The 18,002-nt window shown below is 63.3% G+C and carries 21 protein-coding genes and 1 tRNA gene; 10 read left to right on the top strand and 12 right to left on the bottom strand.

All coding sequences use genetic code 11. From position 1 onward, the window contains the following. Nucleotides 1-3 precede the first annotated feature (3 nt). The 8 genes from nusB (at nt 4) to D0Z60_RS08995 (ending at nt 5,866) form a co-directional block, all read left to right on the top strand. Complete coding sequence (nusB, locus tag D0Z60_RS08960; RefSeq protein WP_118857921.1) at nt 4-462, top strand: transcription antitermination factor NusB; 459 nt, start codon at nt 4-6, stop codon at nt 460-462. Beyond that, entirely contained in the window at nt 459-1,382 is a 924-nt protein-coding gene (thiL, locus tag D0Z60_RS08965) for a thiamine-phosphate kinase (protein ID WP_118857922.1), read from the top strand. The genes nusB and thiL overlap by 4 nt, the downstream gene beginning before the upstream one ends. Nucleotides 1,383-1,561: 179 nt before the next feature. After that, nucleotides 1,562-3,730, top strand: a complete 2,169-nt coding sequence (locus tag D0Z60_RS08970; RefSeq protein WP_118857923.1) for a sodium-translocating pyrophosphatase — start codon at nt 1,562-1,564, stop codon at nt 3,728-3,730. A 109-nt stretch (nt 3,731-3,839) separates the two neighbouring features. Then, nucleotides 3,840-4,088, top strand: coding sequence for a translation initiation factor IF-1 (gene infA / locus D0Z60_RS08975; protein WP_118857924.1), 249 nt, complete (start codon nt 3,840-3,842; stop codon nt 4,086-4,088). A gap of 16 nt (nt 4,089-4,104) precedes the next feature. After that, nucleotides 4,105-4,677 carry a Maf family protein gene (locus tag D0Z60_RS08980; RefSeq protein ID WP_118857925.1) on the top strand — a complete coding sequence of 191 codons (573 nt, stop codon included), beginning with the start codon at nt 4,105-4,107 and terminating at the stop codon, nt 4,675-4,677. Beyond that, complete coding sequence (locus D0Z60_RS08985; RefSeq protein ID WP_118857926.1) at nt 4,670-5,587, top strand: ribonuclease E/G; 918 nt, start codon at nt 4,670-4,672, stop codon at nt 5,585-5,587. The genes D0Z60_RS08980 and D0Z60_RS08985 overlap by 8 nt, the downstream gene beginning before the upstream one ends. Continuing rightward, nucleotides 5,571-5,750: a DNA gyrase inhibitor YacG gene (locus D0Z60_RS08990; protein WP_118857927.1), complete on the top strand. Its 180-nt coding sequence runs from the start codon at nt 5,571-5,573 to the stop codon at nt 5,748-5,750. The genes D0Z60_RS08985 and D0Z60_RS08990 overlap by 17 nt, the downstream gene beginning before the upstream one ends. A 40-nt stretch (nt 5,751-5,790) precedes the next feature. Next, a tRNA-Phe gene (locus D0Z60_RS08995) sits at nt 5,791-5,866 on the top strand. A gap of 480 nt (nt 5,867-6,346) precedes the next feature. On the opposite strand, the gene D0Z60_RS11730 is transcribed toward D0Z60_RS08995, so the two are convergent. Further along, a complete protein-coding gene (locus D0Z60_RS11730) occupies nt 6,347-6,763 on the bottom strand; it encodes a hypothetical protein (protein ID WP_162888169.1) in 417 nt (138 codons plus the stop codon). Nucleotides 6,764-6,996: 233 nt separating this feature from the next. Between D0Z60_RS11730 and D0Z60_RS09000 the strand changes: the two genes are divergently transcribed. Next, on the top strand, nt 6,997-7,629 hold the full coding sequence (locus tag D0Z60_RS09000) for a tyrosine-type recombinase/integrase (protein ID WP_118857928.1): 633 nt from the start codon (nt 6,997-6,999) through the stop codon (nt 7,627-7,629). Between the two features lie 141 nt (nt 7,630-7,770). Here the strand turns inward: D0Z60_RS09000 and D0Z60_RS09005 are convergent, their stop codons facing one another. From D0Z60_RS09005 to cueR, 11 genes are all read right to left on the bottom strand, one after another. Continuing rightward, complete coding sequence (locus tag D0Z60_RS09005) at nt 7,771-8,511, bottom strand: PepSY domain-containing protein (protein WP_118857929.1); 741 nt, start codon at nt 8,509-8,511, stop codon at nt 7,771-7,773. Beyond that, on the bottom strand, nt 8,508-9,311 hold the full coding sequence (locus D0Z60_RS09010; protein ID WP_240325594.1) for a PepSY domain-containing protein: 804 nt from the start codon (nt 9,309-9,311) through the stop codon (nt 8,508-8,510). Before D0Z60_RS09010 ends, D0Z60_RS09005 begins: the two co-directional genes overlap by 4 nt. Nucleotides 9,312-9,337: 26 nt before the next feature. Continuing rightward, complete coding sequence (locus D0Z60_RS09015) at nt 9,338-10,198, bottom strand: DUF305 domain-containing protein (RefSeq protein ID WP_118857931.1); 861 nt, start codon at nt 10,196-10,198, stop codon at nt 9,338-9,340. Between the two features lie 51 nt (nt 10,199-10,249). Next, nucleotides 10,250-10,738 carry a DUF411 domain-containing protein gene (locus D0Z60_RS09020; protein ID WP_118857932.1) on the bottom strand — a complete coding sequence of 163 codons (489 nt, stop codon included), beginning with the start codon at nt 10,736-10,738 and terminating at the stop codon, nt 10,250-10,252. A 78-nt stretch (nt 10,739-10,816) separates the two neighbouring features. Then, complete coding sequence (locus D0Z60_RS09025; RefSeq protein ID WP_240325595.1) at nt 10,817-11,308, bottom strand: DUF305 domain-containing protein; 492 nt, start codon at nt 11,306-11,308, stop codon at nt 10,817-10,819. A gap of 11 nt (nt 11,309-11,319) precedes the next feature. Then, on the bottom strand, nt 11,320-12,042 hold the full coding sequence (locus D0Z60_RS09030) for a DUF2231 domain-containing protein (RefSeq protein ID WP_118857933.1): 723 nt from the start codon (nt 12,040-12,042) through the stop codon (nt 11,320-11,322). Further along, nucleotides 12,039-12,524 carry a nuclear transport factor 2 family protein gene (locus D0Z60_RS09035; protein ID WP_118857934.1) on the bottom strand — a complete coding sequence of 162 codons (486 nt, stop codon included), beginning with the start codon at nt 12,522-12,524 and terminating at the stop codon, nt 12,039-12,041. The genes D0Z60_RS09030 and D0Z60_RS09035 overlap by 4 nt, the downstream gene beginning before the upstream one ends. An 11-nt stretch (nt 12,525-12,535) precedes the next feature. Then, nucleotides 12,536-13,201, bottom strand: a complete 666-nt coding sequence (locus D0Z60_RS09040; protein ID WP_240325596.1) for a copper resistance protein B — start codon at nt 13,199-13,201, stop codon at nt 12,536-12,538. 832 nt (nt 13,202-14,033) lie between these two features. Then, a complete protein-coding gene (locus tag D0Z60_RS09045; RefSeq protein ID WP_118857935.1) occupies nt 14,034-16,115 on the bottom strand; it encodes a copper resistance system multicopper oxidase in 2,082 nt (693 codons plus the stop codon). 79 nt (nt 16,116-16,194) lie between these two features. Further along, entirely contained in the window at nt 16,195-16,464 is a 270-nt protein-coding gene (locus D0Z60_RS09050; RefSeq protein WP_118858523.1) for a hypothetical protein, read from the bottom strand. Nucleotides 16,465-16,959: 495 nt separating this feature from the next. Continuing rightward, nucleotides 16,960-17,370: a Cu(I)-responsive transcriptional regulator gene (gene cueR, locus D0Z60_RS09055; RefSeq protein WP_118857936.1), complete on the bottom strand. Its 411-nt coding sequence runs from the start codon at nt 17,368-17,370 to the stop codon at nt 16,960-16,962. 291 nt (nt 17,371-17,661) lie between these two features. On the opposite strand from cueR, the gene D0Z60_RS09060 reads away from it, so the two are divergent. Then, the gene (locus D0Z60_RS09060; protein ID WP_118857937.1) at nt 17,662-17,991 is read left to right on the top strand and encodes an ArsR/SmtB family transcription factor; all 330 of its coding nucleotides are present in this window, start codon (nt 17,662-17,664) and stop codon (nt 17,989-17,991) included. Nucleotides 17,992-18,002 lie beyond the last annotated feature (11 nt).

The raw sequence follows: 18,002 nt of genomic DNA on the forward strand, positions 1-18,002 counted from the left end.
GCCATGTCGACCCGCTCCCAGACCCGCTCGCTGTCCCGCTCCGCCGCCCGGCTCGCCGCGGTCCAGGCGCTGTACCAGATGGAGATGGAGGGCCTGGCGTTGGCGCCGCTGCTCCACGAATTTCATCATCACCGGCTCGGTGCGACGATCGAGGACGCGACCTATGCCGAGGCCGAGGCGAGCTTCTTCGACGATGTCGTGAGTGGCGTCGACGCGCGCCGAGCCGAGCTCGATGGGCTGATCGCGGCCAAGCTCAGCGAGGGCTGGACGCTGGAGCGGCTCGACCGGCCGATGCGCGCCATCCTGCGTGCCGGCACTTACGAGCTGGTCGCACGGCCCGATGTCCCGGTGGGCAGCGTGATCGACGAATATCTCGATGTCGCCGACGCCTTCTACGACAAGCGCGAGAAGGGCTTCGTCAACGGCCTGCTCGACGCGATCGCCAAGGATGTGCGGCGCTGAACGAGCGCGACATCATCGCCCGAGTACGGGCGATGGCGCGGCATCCGGCGGCGCGCGGGTTGATGGACGATGCGGCGCTGCTCGACGGTTGGGTGATCACCCACGATACGATCGCCGAGGGGGTGCATTATCTGCCCGGCGACCCGCCCGAGACGGTCGGCTGGAAGCTGGCGGCGGTCAACGCGAGCGACCTCGCCGCCAAGGGTGCCGAGCCCACCGCTGGGCTCCTTTCGCTGACGATCAATGGCGACGGCGCGTGGGAGAGCGCGTTCCTCGACGGGCTTGAACAGGCGTTCGAGGCGTTCGGAATGGCGCTGATCGGCGGCGACACCATCGCGCTCCCGCCGAGCGCTCCCAGAGTGCTGGGGCTGACGGCACTTGGTCGAGCCGGTCCGGTGACTCCGAGGCGATCGGGCGGGAAGGCCGGAGACACGCTGTGGCTCGTCGGCACACTTGGCGATGCCGCTGCCGGACTTGCGCAATTGCGTGACGACGCGGCCGCCGAAGGTCCCTTGGTCGAAGCCTATCGCCAGCCACGGCCGCTGATTGCCGAAGGGCGCGCTCTGGCAGAAAGGGTCACGGCCATGATGGATGTCAGTGACGGGTTGCTGATCGACGCTGCCCGAATGGCGGAGGCGTGCAATCTGGAGGCCGAGATCGACCTTTCCGCGCTGCCGCTAAGCCCTGTCTTCGTCGCCGAACGCGGCGACGGGCTCGAGGCGCGGCTGTTCGCCGCCACCGGGGGCGACGACTATGCCTTGCTCGCCGCCGCTTCGGACCCCGCGTTAGCGACTTGTTTACCGGACGGCGCGAAATTGCACGCGATCGGCCGGCTGACCGAGGGCGCAGGACTGTCCCTGCGTTTCGAAGGTGCCGAAGTGCCGGTTCCGGAGCGGCTCGGCCATGAACATTGCCCTTAGCACTCGCCAATGGCTGATCGCCTGCCTCGGCCTGGCGTCGGGCATGGCGACCGCCCTTCTGATCGGATAATCGCCCGGCTGGACAGCCGCTTGCGGCCTGCCTACACCACCGCTCGGTTTCTCATGGGCGCGGTCCGCGGGATCGTTTCTGCCCGTCCGATCAGGGGGTCTTTCACGCCATGAATTTGCTTTACATAGCCATGGCCTGTGGCGGTCTGGCGGTGCTTTACGGCATCCTCACCAGCCAGCAGGTGCTTCGCTCGTCGCCCGGCAATGCCCGGATGGTCGAAGTCGCCGGAGCGATCCAGGAAGGCGCCGGCGCCTATCTGCGCCGCCAGTACACCGCCATCGCCATCGTCGGCCTGATCGTCGCGGTCCTGGTCTTCCTGTTCCTCGGCGAGCTGAGCGCGACCGCATTCGTGATCGGCGCCCTGCTCTCCGGAGTCACCGGCTTCATCGGCATGATCGTTTCGGTCCGCGCCAACGTCCGCACCGCCGAGGCGGCGCGCACCAGCCTGCAGCGCGGCCTTACCGTCGCGTTCCGCGCCGGCGCCGTCACCGGCATGCTGGTCGCTGGCCTGGCGCTGCTCGCCATTACGCTATTGTTCTGGTTCCTGACCGGTCCGGGTGGCTACGAGCCGGCCGACCGCGAAGTGGTCACCGCGCTCACCGCGCTCGCGCTCGGCGCGTCGTTGGTGTCGATCTTCGCCCGTCTCGGCGGCGGCATCTTCACCAAGGCGGCCGACGTTGGCGCCGACCTGGTCGGCAAGGTCGAGGCCGGGATCCCGGAGGACGATCCCCGCAACCCGGCGGTGATCGCCGACAACGTCGGCGACAATGTCGGCGACTGCGCCGGAATGGCCGCCGATTTGTTCGAGACCTATGTCGTCACGGTCGGCGCGACGATGGTGCTGATCGCGCTTCTCGTCAGTGCCCCGGCGGAGCAGATGCTGACCCTGATGAGCCTTCCGCTCATCATCGGCGGGGTGTGCATCATCACTTCGGTCATCGGCACCTATTTCGTTCGCCTCGGCGCCAAGGAATCGATCATGGGCGCCCTCTACAAGGGCTTCTGGATCACCGCAATCCTGTCGGTTCTCGCGATCTTCGGCGTGATGGCGTTCAGCCTCGGCGACCTCGATGCTGTCATCGGCAGCGCGCGCGAAGCGGCCGGAGCGGACGTCGATCCGGCGGTCGCGATCGGAGCGGTCGACAGCGGCTTCACCGGCTGGGACCTGTTCTACTGCTCGCTGGTCGGCCTTGCCGTCACCGGCCTCATCGTGTGGATCACCGAATATTACACCGGCACCAATTATCGTCCGGTCCAGTCGATCGCCAAGGCCAGCCAGACTGGCCACGGCACCAACGTCATCCAGGGCCTGGCGATCAGCCTGGAATCGACCGCACTGCCGACGCTGGTGATCTGCGTGGGGATCATCGTCTCCTACCAGCTCGCCGGTCTGATCGGAATCGCCTTCGCGGCGACCGCGATGTTGGCGCTGGCCGGAATGGTGGTCGCGCTCGACGCCTATGGTCCGGTGACCGACAATGCCGGCGGAATCGCCGAAATGTCGGGCATGGAGGACGAGGTGCGCAACCGCACCGACGCACTCGATGCGGTCGGCAACACCACCAAGGCGGTGACCAAGGGCTATGCGATCGGCTCGGCGGCGCTTGGCGCGCTGGTGCTGTTCGGCGCCTACACCACCGACCTCGACCATTATGCGAGCGAGCTCGGGGTCGGCCCCGGCGGGATCGATTTCTCGCTGTCCAACCCGTACGTCGTGGTCGGCCTGTTGCTCGGCGCGCTGCTGCCCTATCTGTTCGGAGCGCTCGGCATGACCGCGGTCGGCCGCGCGGCGGGCAACGTCGTGCTCGACGTGCGCGACCAGTTCCGCAACAACCCTGGCATCATGGACGGCACCTCGCGGCCCAATTATGCGCGGACCGTCGACCTAGTGACCAAGGCCGCGATCAAGGAAATGATCGTACCCTCGCTGCTTCCGGTGCTGAGCCCGATCGCGGTCTATTTCGCGATCGCCGCGATCGCCGGGCGCGAACAGGGCTTCGCCGCGCTCGGCGCTCTGCTGCTGGGCGTCATCGTCTCGGGCCTGTTCGTCGCCATCTCGATGACCTCGGGCGGCGGCGCGTGGGACAATGCCAAGAAGTATATCGAGGACGGCAATTACGGTGGCAAGGGCAGCGAGGCACACAAGGCCGCGGTGACCGGCGACACTGTCGGCGATCCCTACAAGGACACCGCCGGTCCGGCCGTCAATCCGATGATCAAGATCACCAACATCGTCGCGCTGCTGTTGCTGGCGGCGCTGGCTGGCGGCGCGGCCTAGTCCGACGCTCAGGGCAAGCGAAGGCGGGGGCTTCGGCCTCCGCCTTTTCTTTGACCGGCGCTGCGGCTATGGGCCGCCAACTCTCCGTAACTCATACCGACAGGATTGCATGGCCAAGGAAGAACTTCTCGAGATGCGCGGACGGGTGGTCGAACTGCTGCCCAACGCGATGTTCCGCGTCGAGCTCGAGAACGGCCACGAGATCCTCGGCCATACTGCCGGCAAGATGCGCAAGAACCGGATCCGCGTGCTGACCGGCGACGAGGTGCTGGTCGAGCTGACGCCGTACGATCTGACCAAGGGCCGCATCACCTATCGCTTCATGCCCGGCCGCGGAGGCCCCGGCCCGCAAGCCTGATGCGCCGGATTCGCCGATGAAGCTCGTCCTCGCCTCGGCGAGCCCGCGCCGCCTCGATCTTCTCGCCCGCATCGGCATCACCCCGGACGAGGTCGACCCCGCCGATATCGATGAAAGCGTGGCCAAGGGCGAATTGCCCCGCGCCCATGCGCTTCGGCTAGCCGAGGAGAAAGCGGCGGCGGTGGCCACGCGCCATCGAGGGGCGCTGGTGCTGGCGGCCGACACGGTCGTCGCGGTCGGCCGGAGGATTCTTCCCAAGGTCGAGGACGAGGCGACGCTGCGGCGCTGCATGGCGTTGCTCTCCGGGCGGCGGCACCGGGTGATGACCGGCGTGGCGCTTGCGCTCCCGGGAGGGGATGTGCGCAGCCGGCTGGTCGAGACGATGATCGCGATGAAGCGGCTGAGCGCCGAGGAAATCGAATTCTACGCGGCGCACGGCGAGTGGCGCGGCAAGGCCGGCGGCTATGCGCTGCAGGGCTATGGCGAGGTCTATGTCCGACATATCGCCGGAAGCTATTCGAACGTTGTCGGACTGCCGCTGGCCGAGACCCGGGTGATGCTGATCGGCGCAGGCTACCCGCTTGGCTGAGTGGATCGTCGAGGACGGGATCGGCGAGACCCGCGCGGCGCTGGTCGAGGCGGGCGAGATCGTCGCGGCGCGCGTGCGGCGCGACGGCGTGACCCCCGCCGGTACCATTCTCGAAGCGCGGCTTGCGGCGGTAGCGCCGCGGGTGATGGTCGAGGCTGGCGGCGAGCAATTCCTGCTTCCGCGCGGGGGGAGCGGGATCAGCGAAGGCGGGCGGCTGGTAGTGGAGGTGACGCGCGAGGCACTCGGCGGGCGCGAGCCGTGGAAGCGCGGATTGGCACGGCTGATCGACGCCGAGCCTTGCGAAGCACCGCCGCTCGCCGAGGGCCCGCATGGCCGGATCGAAGGCTGGGACGAGTTGCTCGAGGAGGCGCGCAGCGGGATCATCCGGTTTGACGGCGGCGAGCTCAGGATCGAGCCGACCGCGGCAATGACGACGATCGATGTCGACGGCTGGCTGGTGCCCGGCAAGCTGGCGCAGATGGGCGCCTGGGCGGCGGCTCGGGCGATCGCCCGGCTCGACATCGGCGGCTCGATTGGAATCGATTTCCCGACGCTCAAGGCGAAGAACGAGCGGGGCGAGGTCGATTCGATTCTCGAGACCTACTTGCCGCGACCGTTCGAGCGGACGGCGATGAACGGCTTCGGGTTCGTGCAAATCGTCCGGCCGCGGCCTCGCGCGTCGCTGGTCGAGCTTGCCGCGGATCGCGACCAATTCGAGGCGCGCGCCTTGCTGCGACGGGCCGAGGCCGAAGTCGGCGCTCGTCGGCTGGTCGCGCACCCGCGGGTCATCGCCGTCCTCGAAGCGCGGCCCGAATGGCTCGACGTGCTCGCGCGACGAATTGGCGGAGCGGTCAGCTTGCGCGGCGACGCATCGTTCGCCATCTCCGGCGGCCATGCCGAGCAAGCCTAAACCCTGCCCCTATTGCGGCAAGCCGCCGAGCGCGGCGCACCAGCCGTTCTGCAGCCGCGGGTGCAAGGACCGCGACCTGTTGAAATGGCTCGGCGACGGTTATCGCATTCCCGGCCCGCCGGCCGACCCCGAGAGGCTGGACAGCGGCGGGGACGAAAGCTAGAGGCGCGCTTCCCGCTGCGGCCACTCCGGCCGAGCCGTGGGCCCAGGTAGCTCAGTTGGTAGAGCATGCGACTGAAAATCGCAGTGTCGGCGGTTCGATCCCGTCCCTGGGCACCATTCTAAACAAGTTCGCAGAGACTAGGCACCTCGGAGAGCCAGTTTTCAGCCGAACTTGCGTCTAATACTACGTCTCTGGCCCGGGCAATCTCATGAAGACTGCGCCTCCTACTGCCGACTATCTCCGATGCTCTTGAGGGGAGCACCGGGTGATCGGAGACGATTTCGCCCTTTCAGCCAAAAACGCGGTGTTCCGAGCGGAAACGCCGTGCGAGGCTGGAGACGCGGAAACTCGGCTCGAAATTCCCTTATCTCCGCGGCCAATGGAAAGCGGACCGGCAGCGCCAAGCCTTAGATTGGGGGTTCGTTCAGCGAGCTCTTGCGTCTGGAAAGACCCATTCCCGGACGCTCAGGTCCGCTTGGCTGCTGCTCTAAAGCGGACGATCGTTCATCGAGGCAAACTGCGGCCGCGAAGACCCACAAGCCGACGTTCAGTACAGCTCTGCCACGCCCCGCAACCGGACGCTGGTTCACCAGGATCTAGGTGGGATCCTCATCCAGGGTCGCGACCCCCATCAGCGGATGCATGACGAACGTCCAGCCGTCGCCACCGACGATCATAAGGCGCAGCGACTGGCGATCTGCGGTGCCAAGCAGCGCCGCCGCTCCTGACGAGGCAGGCAACGTGACAGTCTTACCATCCTGACGAATGCCGGTCGCCCAGCCAGGTCGTCCATCGCGGATCTCGGTGGCGAGGCGCTCAAGCGCCGTCTCCAGCGCAGTGCGCGCGCGGGGACCTCTAACCCACGCGTGGCCACCGGGGATCAATTCCGGCGTGGTCACGGCGCCTTCGCCGGAGATTGGGCCTGACCCTTCAGTCAGACTGCGGGATTTTTCTTTCGGTTGATCAAGAGGACGCACACCCTCCATGCTCATCAACCGGGCAAATTCGTCCATTGGTCGTCCCTTCGATGGCTGCGCCGGAAGCGCACGGATTCGGCCCCTAGTTTCTCGAAATTGGTGCCGGCATTATTTTAGGCCCTTAAGGCTGACATTGAAACGCGAGCCGCTGATTAGATATCGCGCACCGACCGTCTCTAACGGTCCTTACCGCCGGTCGCTGGGACGACCCAATCCCAGCCGGTGCCCGCGTTTTCTTCTCGGCCGCTGTTGGCCTGAGGAGATGAAGCATGGGACATGCGATCTACGATCCCGGTCAGAACGACCGTCCGGCTTGGAATGTTGGCCGTAAGCTAGGTGCCAAGCGGCCGCTGCTGCCCAAGCAGGTTTGGGCCGTGCGCTTCTTCCTGGAGCAGGAGCATCGCCTGCGGGATCGCGCTCTCTTCGATCTTGCGATCGACAGCAAGCTTCGGGGTTGCGATCTCGTCAAGATCAAGATTGACGAGCTGGTCAGCGGAGCCCGCATCCGTCAGCGAGCAATCGTCATCCAACAAAAGACTGGCCGTCCAGTACAGTTCGAGCTTCTAGAGCCGGCCCGCACAAGTCTGCTCCAGTGGCTTGAGCTGCGAGGAGGCTCTCTCGATGAGTATGTCTTCCCCAGCCGCACTGACAGGCTCGCTCATCTGAGCACTCGACAATATTCTCGCCTTGTCGACGAATGGGTGACTGCGATTGGCCTGCGCCCAGAGGATTACGGCACGCACTCCCTCCGACGCACCAAGGCAGCCCTAATCTACAAGCAGACAGGCAACCTGCGGGCCGTGCAGATCCTACTCGGTCACACCAAGATTGAGACAACTGTCCGCTACCTAGGTGTCGAAGTGGAAGACGCCTTGGCGCTGGCCGAGGCGACTGAAGTGTGAGCTTGAGGTGGGCTGGTTCGCCAGCCCACCACTTGCAGCTTGTGCGTCCGCACCTGGCCGAACGCAGACGGTCTGCTTCCCTTCAGTTCTTGGCCAATCACGGACCTTGGGCGAAGGATCACCTGCCCGCCCAAACCAAAACTATCGAGTGCCCGCGCCCGAAGGAGTTCCCCTGGAAAACTTCAGCCATGTGAGATCGTGCCGCCACATCGTACGGAACAGCAGCCAAAAGCCTGTCACCGCCAACCATGCCATAGCTATGCCAACGGTCACTATGAGCGGGTGGTTGAAGCTGGTGCGCTTGGCATAGTCCATGTTGTGGAGCATCCAGAAGAAGTCCCACCAGCGCCAAGTGTCATTCCTGCGTTCCAGGACCGCGCCGGTAGTGCCTGACACATAGTAACTGCTGTGTCGGTCGTCGCGGAATGCGACCTGCCAAATCGGTAATTGGTGTTCTCGAACAGCTAGCGTCAATTCGGTGAGCGGCGTCACATGGGCAACGACTGCGCGATCCGGATGAGCAGCGGCAGCAATTAGCTGAGCCTCGCGCTTCCCTATCTGGACTGGCAAGCCGGTAGCAGCGTTGAACAGGCGGACACCCGCGCTTGGGGAAGTCACCAGTAGGTGCTGGCCCCAAGGCAGCGGCTGGAGCGACACCTTGGTTACAGACTGGCCAGCAAGCGCCTGCTGGACCCGTGGCCACGCGACTGGCGTGGCTCGCAGCCCCGGCGTGCTCTGTCCGCCTCGCTTGCCCCCGGCGACCTCCTCCATGTTGAGCAACGCCATGGCAGTGCCACTGATTGCCCACAGCAGGAATTGAACGCCGATGATCAGGCCAACCCATCTATGGATGCGACGGAGCCAGATCGACTTGATGGTCATGCTCGTGCCGCTCCCTTCTTCTTTTTTCTCGGGAAGGCATAGAGCAGAAGCCAGGCACCTGAGAGGGCGAGCAGGACGGTGCCCCAGGTGAAAACACGCAGCACCAGGTTGTTGACGTTCTCGCGCTCATCATAGTCCATGATGTGCAGCATCCAGACGAAGTCGAAGATACGCCAAAGCTCATGACGGCGTGAAACCAACTCGCCGGTCGTCGGCGAGAGGTAGAGCGTCGGCTTGTTCCAGTGCGCGAACTCCACGCGCCAGAGCGGCGGCTTCCGGCCCCTTATCTCGCCCGGAATGTCGGTGATCAGCCTCGCAGACGAGATTGGCTCGGGGCCGGTGTAGTATGAGCGGGCGAGCGCCCGGACCTGCTGCTCCATTGGATGGGCAACAGCCTCTCCGTTTCTAGCGTCGACAACTTGCTCACCAGCTTGACCGGTCAGGACATAGACCGGTCGGCTATCGATCCACGCCAAACGGACATTCTCGGCACCGGAGGACGAAGCCAGGGCGATCGGATCTCTCAGCGTTGCCGCATCTACGCCCGGTGGCTGCTGATGGCGCACGAAGTGATCGCCATGGATCGTGTCGATGTGGATCGAGGTCATGTAAAGGCCGCTGAGCGACCAAACGACCACTTGCAGGCCAAGGAAGAGGCCAAGCCACTTGTGAGTTTTTCGGGCAATCACATGGCTGCGCATCAGTTGATGATCGCTCCCCCAGCGAGTTTGGTGGCGGGCCGGCAGGCCACTGCCGGCCCATTTCTTCTGAGGATGACGGAAGGGATAAGCTCGCGCCAATCGAGACCCATCACCTTCTCATCCGATCAGCAGTGCCCTGCTGCGCGATGCTCCGGAGCGCAAGTCGATGCCGCAGGGGCAGGTTCGGCCTTTGCAGGAGGCGCGGCGCTTGCCTTCGGCTCGGCCGGACGGGCAGCTGTTGTGGCTTTCGGCTGAGCCTTCGGTTCGGCCTTAGCCGTATCTGCCGGTGCGGGTTCTGCCTTGGCCTGCGCAGCGGTCTTCGCTCCCGATTGCTGCATAGCGCTCTGCATCGGTTCGCCCCGCAGCATGGCTTCAACCATGGCGATTTCCTTCTGCTGATCCGCGCGAGTCTTCTGGATCTGGCTGCGAAGCGTGCCTGTCACTCCGTTCGCAAGAGCCACGTCCGACATCGCCACAGCACCCTTATGGTGCTCCAGCATCTTGCGCATGTAGGTCTGCGAGATATCCGCGCCCGAAGCCGCCATCATCTTCTGGTGCATGTCCATCATGGCAGGACGGTAGAGTTCGGCGCTGCGCTGGTCGGGCGCACCCTCCTGAACGAGTTTCTGGAGATCCTCGATCTCCTTACCCTGCTTGGCGATCGTCTCCCGCGCCATCTTTGCGACGTCGGCGGTGGGGTTTTGGTCCAGAACGATGCGGGACATGTCTACCGCGCCTTGATGGTGCACGATCATCTTCTTGAGCCAGTTTTGGCCGACGTCGCTGCCGACCGCAGCCATCATCTGCTCGTCCATGCGCATCTCGGCTTCCCCAAAGGGCCCGCTCATCTGCATGGAGTTGCCTGCTGCCATGTTGGCATCCATCGAAGTCTCGTTGGCGACGACCTGATTATCCGCCGTCGATCCGCATGCGGCCAACGCAGCCGTAGCCATCAGCAAAGCCGTGAAAGTCGTCACCTTGTTCATGTTCGTACTCCTCGAGAGCCGCCCCGCTCAAGTTTCGTAAGTCTCGGCCGATCAGCCCTTCACTGATCGGTAGAGGCGAGTTTGGCCGTTCGCCCCGAAGGCGACGACGTCGAATGGCTCCTTCGTGCCATCCGGACTTTCCATGCCAGGTGACCCAGTGGGCATTCCTGCCACGGCGATCCCCTTGATGTCCGATGGACGTTCGCGAAGCAGCCTGTCGACATCCTCAGCGGGAACGTGACCTTCGATAACGTAGCCGCCAACGAGGCTGGTGTGGCAGGAAGCTAGGTCCGTCGGCACGCCATAGCGCTGCTTCACCGAAGCCATGTCTGGCCGATCCGTCACCCGCACATCGTATCCGGCCTGCCGGGCTCTCTCAGCCCAGAGCGAGCAGCAGCCGCAGTTCGGGTCTCGAAAGACGGTGATGCTTTCGGCTTTCGTCGGCGTAGCAGCTTGAGCTTGAGTGATTGTTGGCTCAGCCGTAGCTATCTTGTTGCTGGCGGGCTCGGAACTGCCGCAACCCGCAAGCGATGCACTCATCAGCAAGCAACAGGCGGCAACCTTCCATTGCCTATACGCTGAATGACGGACTCCCATGACTTACCTCCGATGGCCAGCTTACATGCGCGCCATGATCTGTTTCATCTCGTCGATCTCACGCTGCTGAGCAGGAATGATCTCCTCGCATAGACGCTTGATCTCGGCGTCTCTGATCGTCGCCTCACGGCACATCAGGATCGCACCGGAGTGATGCGGGATCATCGAGCGCAGGAACTGCTTGTCGCCGACCAGCCATTGCTGACGCGTCGCCAAGAAGGACAGCACTAGAATGACGGCAAAGAGGGCGTGAAGCGCCATGTTCAGGCGCTTGTTCTTATACATGCCGCCCATCATGATGAGCATCAGCGAGCCCATCGGTGCCCACATCATCAAAGCCATGTAGAAGAAGTTCACGTTCTGGATGAACTCACCGAGTGAGTTGATCATGGCGAACATGACGAAATACATGATGGCCAGGCTGATCGCGAGGTTCAGCGCGAGCAGCCAGTAGTGCCGTCGCATCATTGCGGGATCGTGCATTTCTCCATTGTGGTGCTGTGACTGCTGCATGTCCTAACTCCTCACCAGTTCAGGTGTGCGACCCCATGGATTAGCGACCCACCGAACCAACCTTGGACGGCAATTGCGGCGGTCATAACTGAGAGCGAGAGGATCATTCCGGCACCCCGATCTTCCCACGGTCGACGCCACGCCCAGAGTGCTAGCGCAAGGCCCCCGAGCCCGATCCCCGTTCCAAGCCAGCGATGTGCAAGCAACAGCGAATCCGGGTCGATGAGCTCGAAGCCAGCGTTCAACCAGCCCAGAAGCGCCGCAAAGGGCGCGACGACCCCGCCGGCGACCACCAGGAACTGAATCGGCGTACTGAAAGCCGGCCGTCGCCGGCCAACCACTGCTGTGAATAGGGCAGCCGGGAAGAACGCTATCGGAAAATGCACGATGATCGAGTGAAAGGCGCCCAGCCATGTCCGCAGCCTTTCGAAGAAACTCATCTTCGAGCGGTCCGTGGGCGTCATCATCATCTCACCCATGTTCTCGTGCATTTCGCCGGGTGTCATCTGATTGGAAGAGGCTTGCTGCTGCGGCTGCGGCTGCTGCTGCATCTGAACGGAAGCGGCTCGCTGCTGCTGCAGTCGCTGCTGTGCAGCCAATTGCGCCTGCCGCTGCTGCTTGTGGCCCTCATGAGCAGCGGCCGAGGCCGAGAGCACCATCAACGCAGCCCAAAGCAGCACAAAGCCGATGACCAGCTGGCGCCAGAATGACCTGCCGGGTTGAGTGAGGATCATGGCGTGCGCGGCTTTCGGCCGGAGTTGTGCATCATGACGATCTTCCAGCGACCGTCCTCCTTGCGTAGGACGCTTGTCGCTACGCCGACGCGATCCACGGTTTCGCCGCCTTTGGTCTCGATGCGGTACTTATAGGTCTCAACAGTATGGGCTGCCCCTGGTCCAAGCAGATGAACATCCACCTTGTAGTCCGAGAAGCGGAATGACCTGAACTCGCGCAACTCGGGACCGAGGTGATGCGCGAGGTAGTTGGCGTATGTACCCTCCACACCGCCTGTCTCGAAGATCGCAGAGTTCTTCAGGAACAAGCGCTCGGTCTTGGACGCGTCAAGTTTCTCGATCGCATCCTTGTATTGCGCAAGAACGGTCTTGATTGCCGCGACATCGGCGCGCTGGGCCGCGGCCGGCAGCGCTCGACTGGGCTGAGCAACCACTGGTGATGCGACGAGCAGTGCGACGCTGAGCATAAATGCGTGCTTCATCTAGCCTCTCCTTAGAACCAGCTTCGTACGCCGATGAGCAGCTGGAGAGCGCCCGCCTTCTCGCCCTCGGCTCGCCTGTAACTGGCGGTTCTGCCGAAAGCGCGCTCGTACTGAACACCGATGTATGGAGCGAACTCACGCCTGATGTCGTACCGAAGGCGAGCACCGAATTCGGCCTTGGACAGGCCAGCACCGACCCCAATCTCGCGGCTATTCTGAGCGGCAAAGTCGAACTCGACCCTTGGCTGCAGGATGAGACGCTGCGTTATACGCTGATCATAATAGCCGCCCACGCGAGCGGAGAGCTCGCCCTTGTTCGACAGGAAGAGCGCGCCCTCCACGTCGAAGAAGCTGGGGGCAAGTCCCTCCAGCTGCACGGTAGCGTACACGCGCGATGGGTTCGGCTTGAAATCATAGCGAAGCCCGCCTTGCACATTCCAGTATGGGTCTATTGCGTGGCTGTAGAGGGCCTGGACCTCGGCGCTCTCGATGCCCTCACCGAAGGCGCCTTCACCTTCGGTCCTGAGCCAGAACCGGTTTATGTCGCCGCCGTACCAGGCTTCGCTTTCCCAGCCGTAGCCATCAGCGCCCTTCCCGGCTCGATACTCCGCGATGTTGTTCAAGATCTGGAAGAACTTCTGGTTGCCATGGAACTCATCAAGGTGATGTCGTCCCATTTCCATGGCCGCTCGGCCGTAGAATGCGTCCGCTGCATTCGCAGTGGGTACAGGTGGCGGGGGCGCGTTTCCGGCCGGAAGATTGGTGCCCTCGGGCGCAACACTGGATTGCGTCGAGCTTTGGGCGGGAGTCGGCGTGCAGTGACCCATGGCTGCATGCTCGGGCGGACAAGCTGGCTGAGCTGGTGCAGACTGGGTCTTGGGGGCGGGCACTGACTGAGCCTTTGTAGACCAGGGCGTGCAGTGCCCCATCGCAGCATGCTCGGGCGGACAGGCCGTCTGAGCTGGTGCAGACTGAGCCTTGGGGGCGGGCACCGACTGAGCCTGACGCGCCGAGGGTGTGCAGTGACCCATCGCTGCATGCTCGGGAGGACAGGCGGTCTGACCCGCCGCAGCTCCAGGAGTAGCTGTGGTCGTTCGAGCAGGCGCTGCCTGCACCGTTGTTGGACCTGCGGGTGTGCAATGCCCCATCGCGGCATGTTCTGGCGGGCAGGTCACCTGCGGAGGCGTCGATCGAGCCGGTATAGCTCCCGAAGCTTGTTGCTGCGGCGACTGAGGTGCGGAGGCCGGCGTACGATGGCCCATGGCTGCATGCTCGGGCGGACAGGCAGACTGTGCGGTTGAAGTCGGTGCGGCCCTTGTTCCTGCCCCGGGCTGTTGTCTTTGCACGGGTCGAGCCGGCGCGGGCGTGCAGTGGCCCATGGCGGCATGCTCCGGAAGGCAAGCAGACTGCGCCGACGTACTTGCGGCAGGCTGATTGCTGTGCCCTGCATGTTGCGCCGCTGCAGGTGCTGCCGGCACGACAGCCGCTGCGGCTCCAAGCAGAGCCAGCTTAAGAGGCGAGGTCATTTTGCATGTCTCCCTGCAAGGGGCGCACGGTGACGACCCGCATCATCCCGGCAGTCATGTGGTAGAGGTTGTGGCAGTGGAACGCCCAGTCGCCGGCCGCGTCGGCGGTCACGTCGAAGGTCATCTTGCCCCCTGGCGGCACGTTCACGGTGTGCTTGCGAGGGCCGTAAGCCCCATGGCCAGTGACCAGTTCGAAGAAATGCCCATGCAAGTGGATCGGGTGGGGCATCATGGTGTCATTCACCAATGTGACGCGTACCCGTTCGTTGAGCCGGAATGGAATGGGATCAGCGGGCTCGCTGAGCTTCTTACCATCGAAGCCCCACATGTAGCGTTCCATGTTCCCGGTAAGGTGGATTTCCAACTGGCGGGTCGGTGCGCGGACATCGGGATTGCGCTGAAGAGCCACTAGATCACGGTAGGTAAGTACCCGGTGATCCATGCCCTCGAGACCCTGGGGTGGCTCGCCAGTTCGGTCCATCGGCATCGGCGAGATCGACTGGACACCAGGGTTCTTGTCGACCTGAGGCGCGTTCTTGAAATCACGCATGCTCATGGATCCGTGATCCATACCCTGCATGGCGCCACCCTGCGCCGAAGAGCCATGTCCCATGGCCGAATGGTCCATGCCTGCCATCGAGCCAGCCGCAGCGGGTCCAGCAGTGCCATGACCCATGGCTGCGTGGTCCATGCCGGCCATAGAGCCTTGCCCCATGCCGCTCATCGTGGCTGCTACGGCCGCTCCGGCGGCAGCCTTGATCGTTCCGTGGTCGGTGGGCTCCTTCCAGCCCGTCAGCTTCCACAGATTGCGGGACGCGTTCTGCTCAGCCGAGGGATCGACACCTCGCCGAACGGCAACGTTCGGAATGTTAGGTCCGTCTGCGGCCATACCGCCATGGTTCATGCCGGCCATCCCGCCATGATCCATCCCCGCCATGCCGCTCATATCCATGCCCATGTCTTTCATGGTGAGCAGGGGACGGGGGCGGAGTGGTGGAACGGGCGCGAACATCCCCTCGCGCGGCGCAAGCGTGGCTCGACCCATTCCAGACCGGTCGATCGCCTCGCTGACGAAGCTGTAGGCGCGGTCCCCGGGGGTGACGACGACATCAAACGTTTCAGCGACGCCGATCTGGAACTCATCAACGGTAACGGGACGGACATTCTGACCATCCGCTTGGACGACCGTCATCGGCAGGTCAGGGATGCGGACATTGAAGTTCGTCTGGGCCGACGCGTTGATGATGCGAAGCCGCACGCGTTCGCCGGCACGAAACAGGCCCGTCCAATTGTCGTAAGGTCCGTGGCCATTGACCGTGAAATTGTAGGTCGATCCAGTGACGTCGGCGATGTCGGCGGGGTCCATCCGCATCTTGGCCCATTCACGCCGCTCCTTGGCAGGCATGTCGCGGCCGGCAAGCGCACCCGAGAGGGTCAGGCGCTGATGGTTGAAGTAGCCACCGCCCATCTGCTTCAGCTTCTTGTAGACCGTGGCGCCGCTCAGCGGCGTGTGATCGGAGAGGACGAGCACGTGCTCGCGGTCGTAAGCGACAGGATCAGGCCCGACCGGATCGATTATGATCGGGCCATAAAGGCCATCCTCCTCCTGGTAGGCCGAATGCGAATGGTACCAGTACGTCCCGTAGTGGGGGACCGCGAACTCGTAGGTGAAGGTCGAGCGAGGCATGATGCCTGGAAAGCTGACGCCTGGAACCCCGTCCATCTGGAAAGGCACGAGCAGCCCGTGCCAGTGGATCGAGCTCTCTTCATCAAGCGTGTTCTGCACCCGCAGGCGTACACGCTCACCTTCCTTGAGGCGGACGAGCGGAGCTGGCACGGTGCCGTTCACTCCGATGGCGCGGCTAACCTTGCCGTCCACCTTCACGGCGACTTGGCCGATCGTCAGAGCGATATCAGAGCCGCTAACGGTAGGTAGCGGCCGAGCGATCCCGCGAGACACGGTCTGTGCCCAGGCTGGCATAGCAGCAGCGAAGCCGACGCCGGCACCGCCAAGGGCGGCGGCGCGCAGAAACTGGCGCCGCTCGAGAGCGAGCTTATCAAACATGTAGGATCCTTGCGGAGTCATGGCGCGAAAGGGGGCCGGCGGCGGCCCTAAGGCGCACCGCCAGCTTCCTCAGAGCGGCTTAGTGCTGGTGACTGCCGGGTGCGGCAGTCTTGGACATGTCGTGGCCCGCGTGCGGATCGGTGCCAGCCTTCATGTCATGGCCCATCTTGGAATGGTCCATCTTGGAATGGTCCATGTCCTTGCAGCAGTCGGACTTCATGTCCTTGCAGCAGGGCTTGTCCATTTTCTCGCAGCAGGTGGCCTTGGGAGCAGGCGCAGGAGCAACCTGGGCCTGAGCAACCGCCGGAAGAGCAATTGACAGAGCGATTGCCGTCAGAATCTTGTTCATGTGAGTCTCCGTGAAATCGAGAATTTGTTCGATTTCACGCAGATCGTGGAGGAGGTGTAGCAAGCTCGCGCGGTGAGCCAATCAGGACGATTGATGGCGACGATGTGACGTCCGCATGGATAACCATGTGGTCCGCAGCGGGAGCTGTCGGTGTCACTGCAATACCCATGCACATCGATGCACAGCAGTTCTTGCCGGGCACCTTCTCGGGCTTGGAGCCCTCATCAGATGCCCCATCGCAATGCGCGGATGCACTCGTCTGCTGGTGGTGCGAAGATGTGGGAGCTGACTGCTGCTCCATTGCGTTCGCCGTCACCGGGGCCACAAGCACCGCCAGCGCCAGAAGCGCTTGCAGAAGCCCTCGAAGGCTCGTGATGTGACGTAGCAGGTGCATTATGTCGGCTAGTAGGCCCAATCCGTTCTAGACGCTTCCGTTCCCTGCTGGGCCGGACTCTATCATGAGATGCCCATATAGGGTTTGACACTGTGTCAGGGTCAAGTGCCTTCTAGTTTACACTTTGCGGATTCAAGGCCCGCCAAGATGGGGCAATCAGGCCTATCATCACCGCTGCAGGCATCGGCAAGGCCCTGCAGAGTGGCCCGCATCTCCTCTAGTTGGCGGGCCTTACGGCCGAGTTCTTCTGCCCTGGCGAGAGCCAGTGTCTTAACATCGGCGCTGGAACGGGAACGGTCCTGCCAAAGCTGCAGAAGCTGCCGAATGTCCTCGATAGGAAAGCCGACGTCTCTCGCTCGGCCTATGAAGTGAAGCGTATGGAGATCGCGCTCGTCATAATCGCGATAGCCGGAGTCGCGCCTGGCTGCCTGAGGTATCAAGCCGATCTTCTCGTAGTGCCGGATCATCCGCTGGCTTACACCGCTTGCCGTAGAGATTTGCCCGATTTTCACGCGAACCGACGCTCCTCAACGCGAATCCGACCAAAGGGCCGACCAGCGAGTCTCCTCGTTTCAAGATTGTAGGACGGAATCTCCGCACTTGGACAGCAATCAAACTGGCACTGCCAAGGTGATCCTCTCAGCTGCACGCTCAAGAGCCGCTTTCCATCACGTGGCCGATTTTTCGCGAGGAGGCTCATCGAGAACCTCAGTCGCCAGGAAGACACAAATGAGGCAGCCACGGGCCAAGTCCAAAGTTCTTGGGGACTAGCCTCCAAAAGACTCATCGGTTAATCCCGATAAATGACAGCGGAAGAAGCTCTAGCCGCGCTGGCGGCGCTCTCGAACCCGACCCGGCTTGAGACTTTCCGGCTCCTCGTCCGACAGGAACCCACCGGGCTTACGACAGGCGAGATCGTGAGCCAGATTGGTATCACCCAAAGCACCTTATCCACACACCTTGCAGTGCTTGCGAAGGCCAAACTGGTGCGAGCCGAAAAGCAGGGCCGCAATCAGGTCCAGCATGCCGAGGTCGATACGCTCCGCGAGCTGATGCTCTTCCTGGCCAAGGATTGTTGCAGTGGAAGTCCGCAACTCTGTGACCCGCTGATCGCCGAACTCACCTGCCGCTGACGGAACCGCCC

Origin of the sequence: Sphingomonas mesophila (assembly GCF_003499275.1) — a bacterium.
In the GTDB taxonomy this organism is placed as follows: Bacteria; Pseudomonadota; Alphaproteobacteria; order Sphingomonadales; family Sphingomonadaceae; genus Sphingomicrobium; species Sphingomicrobium mesophilum.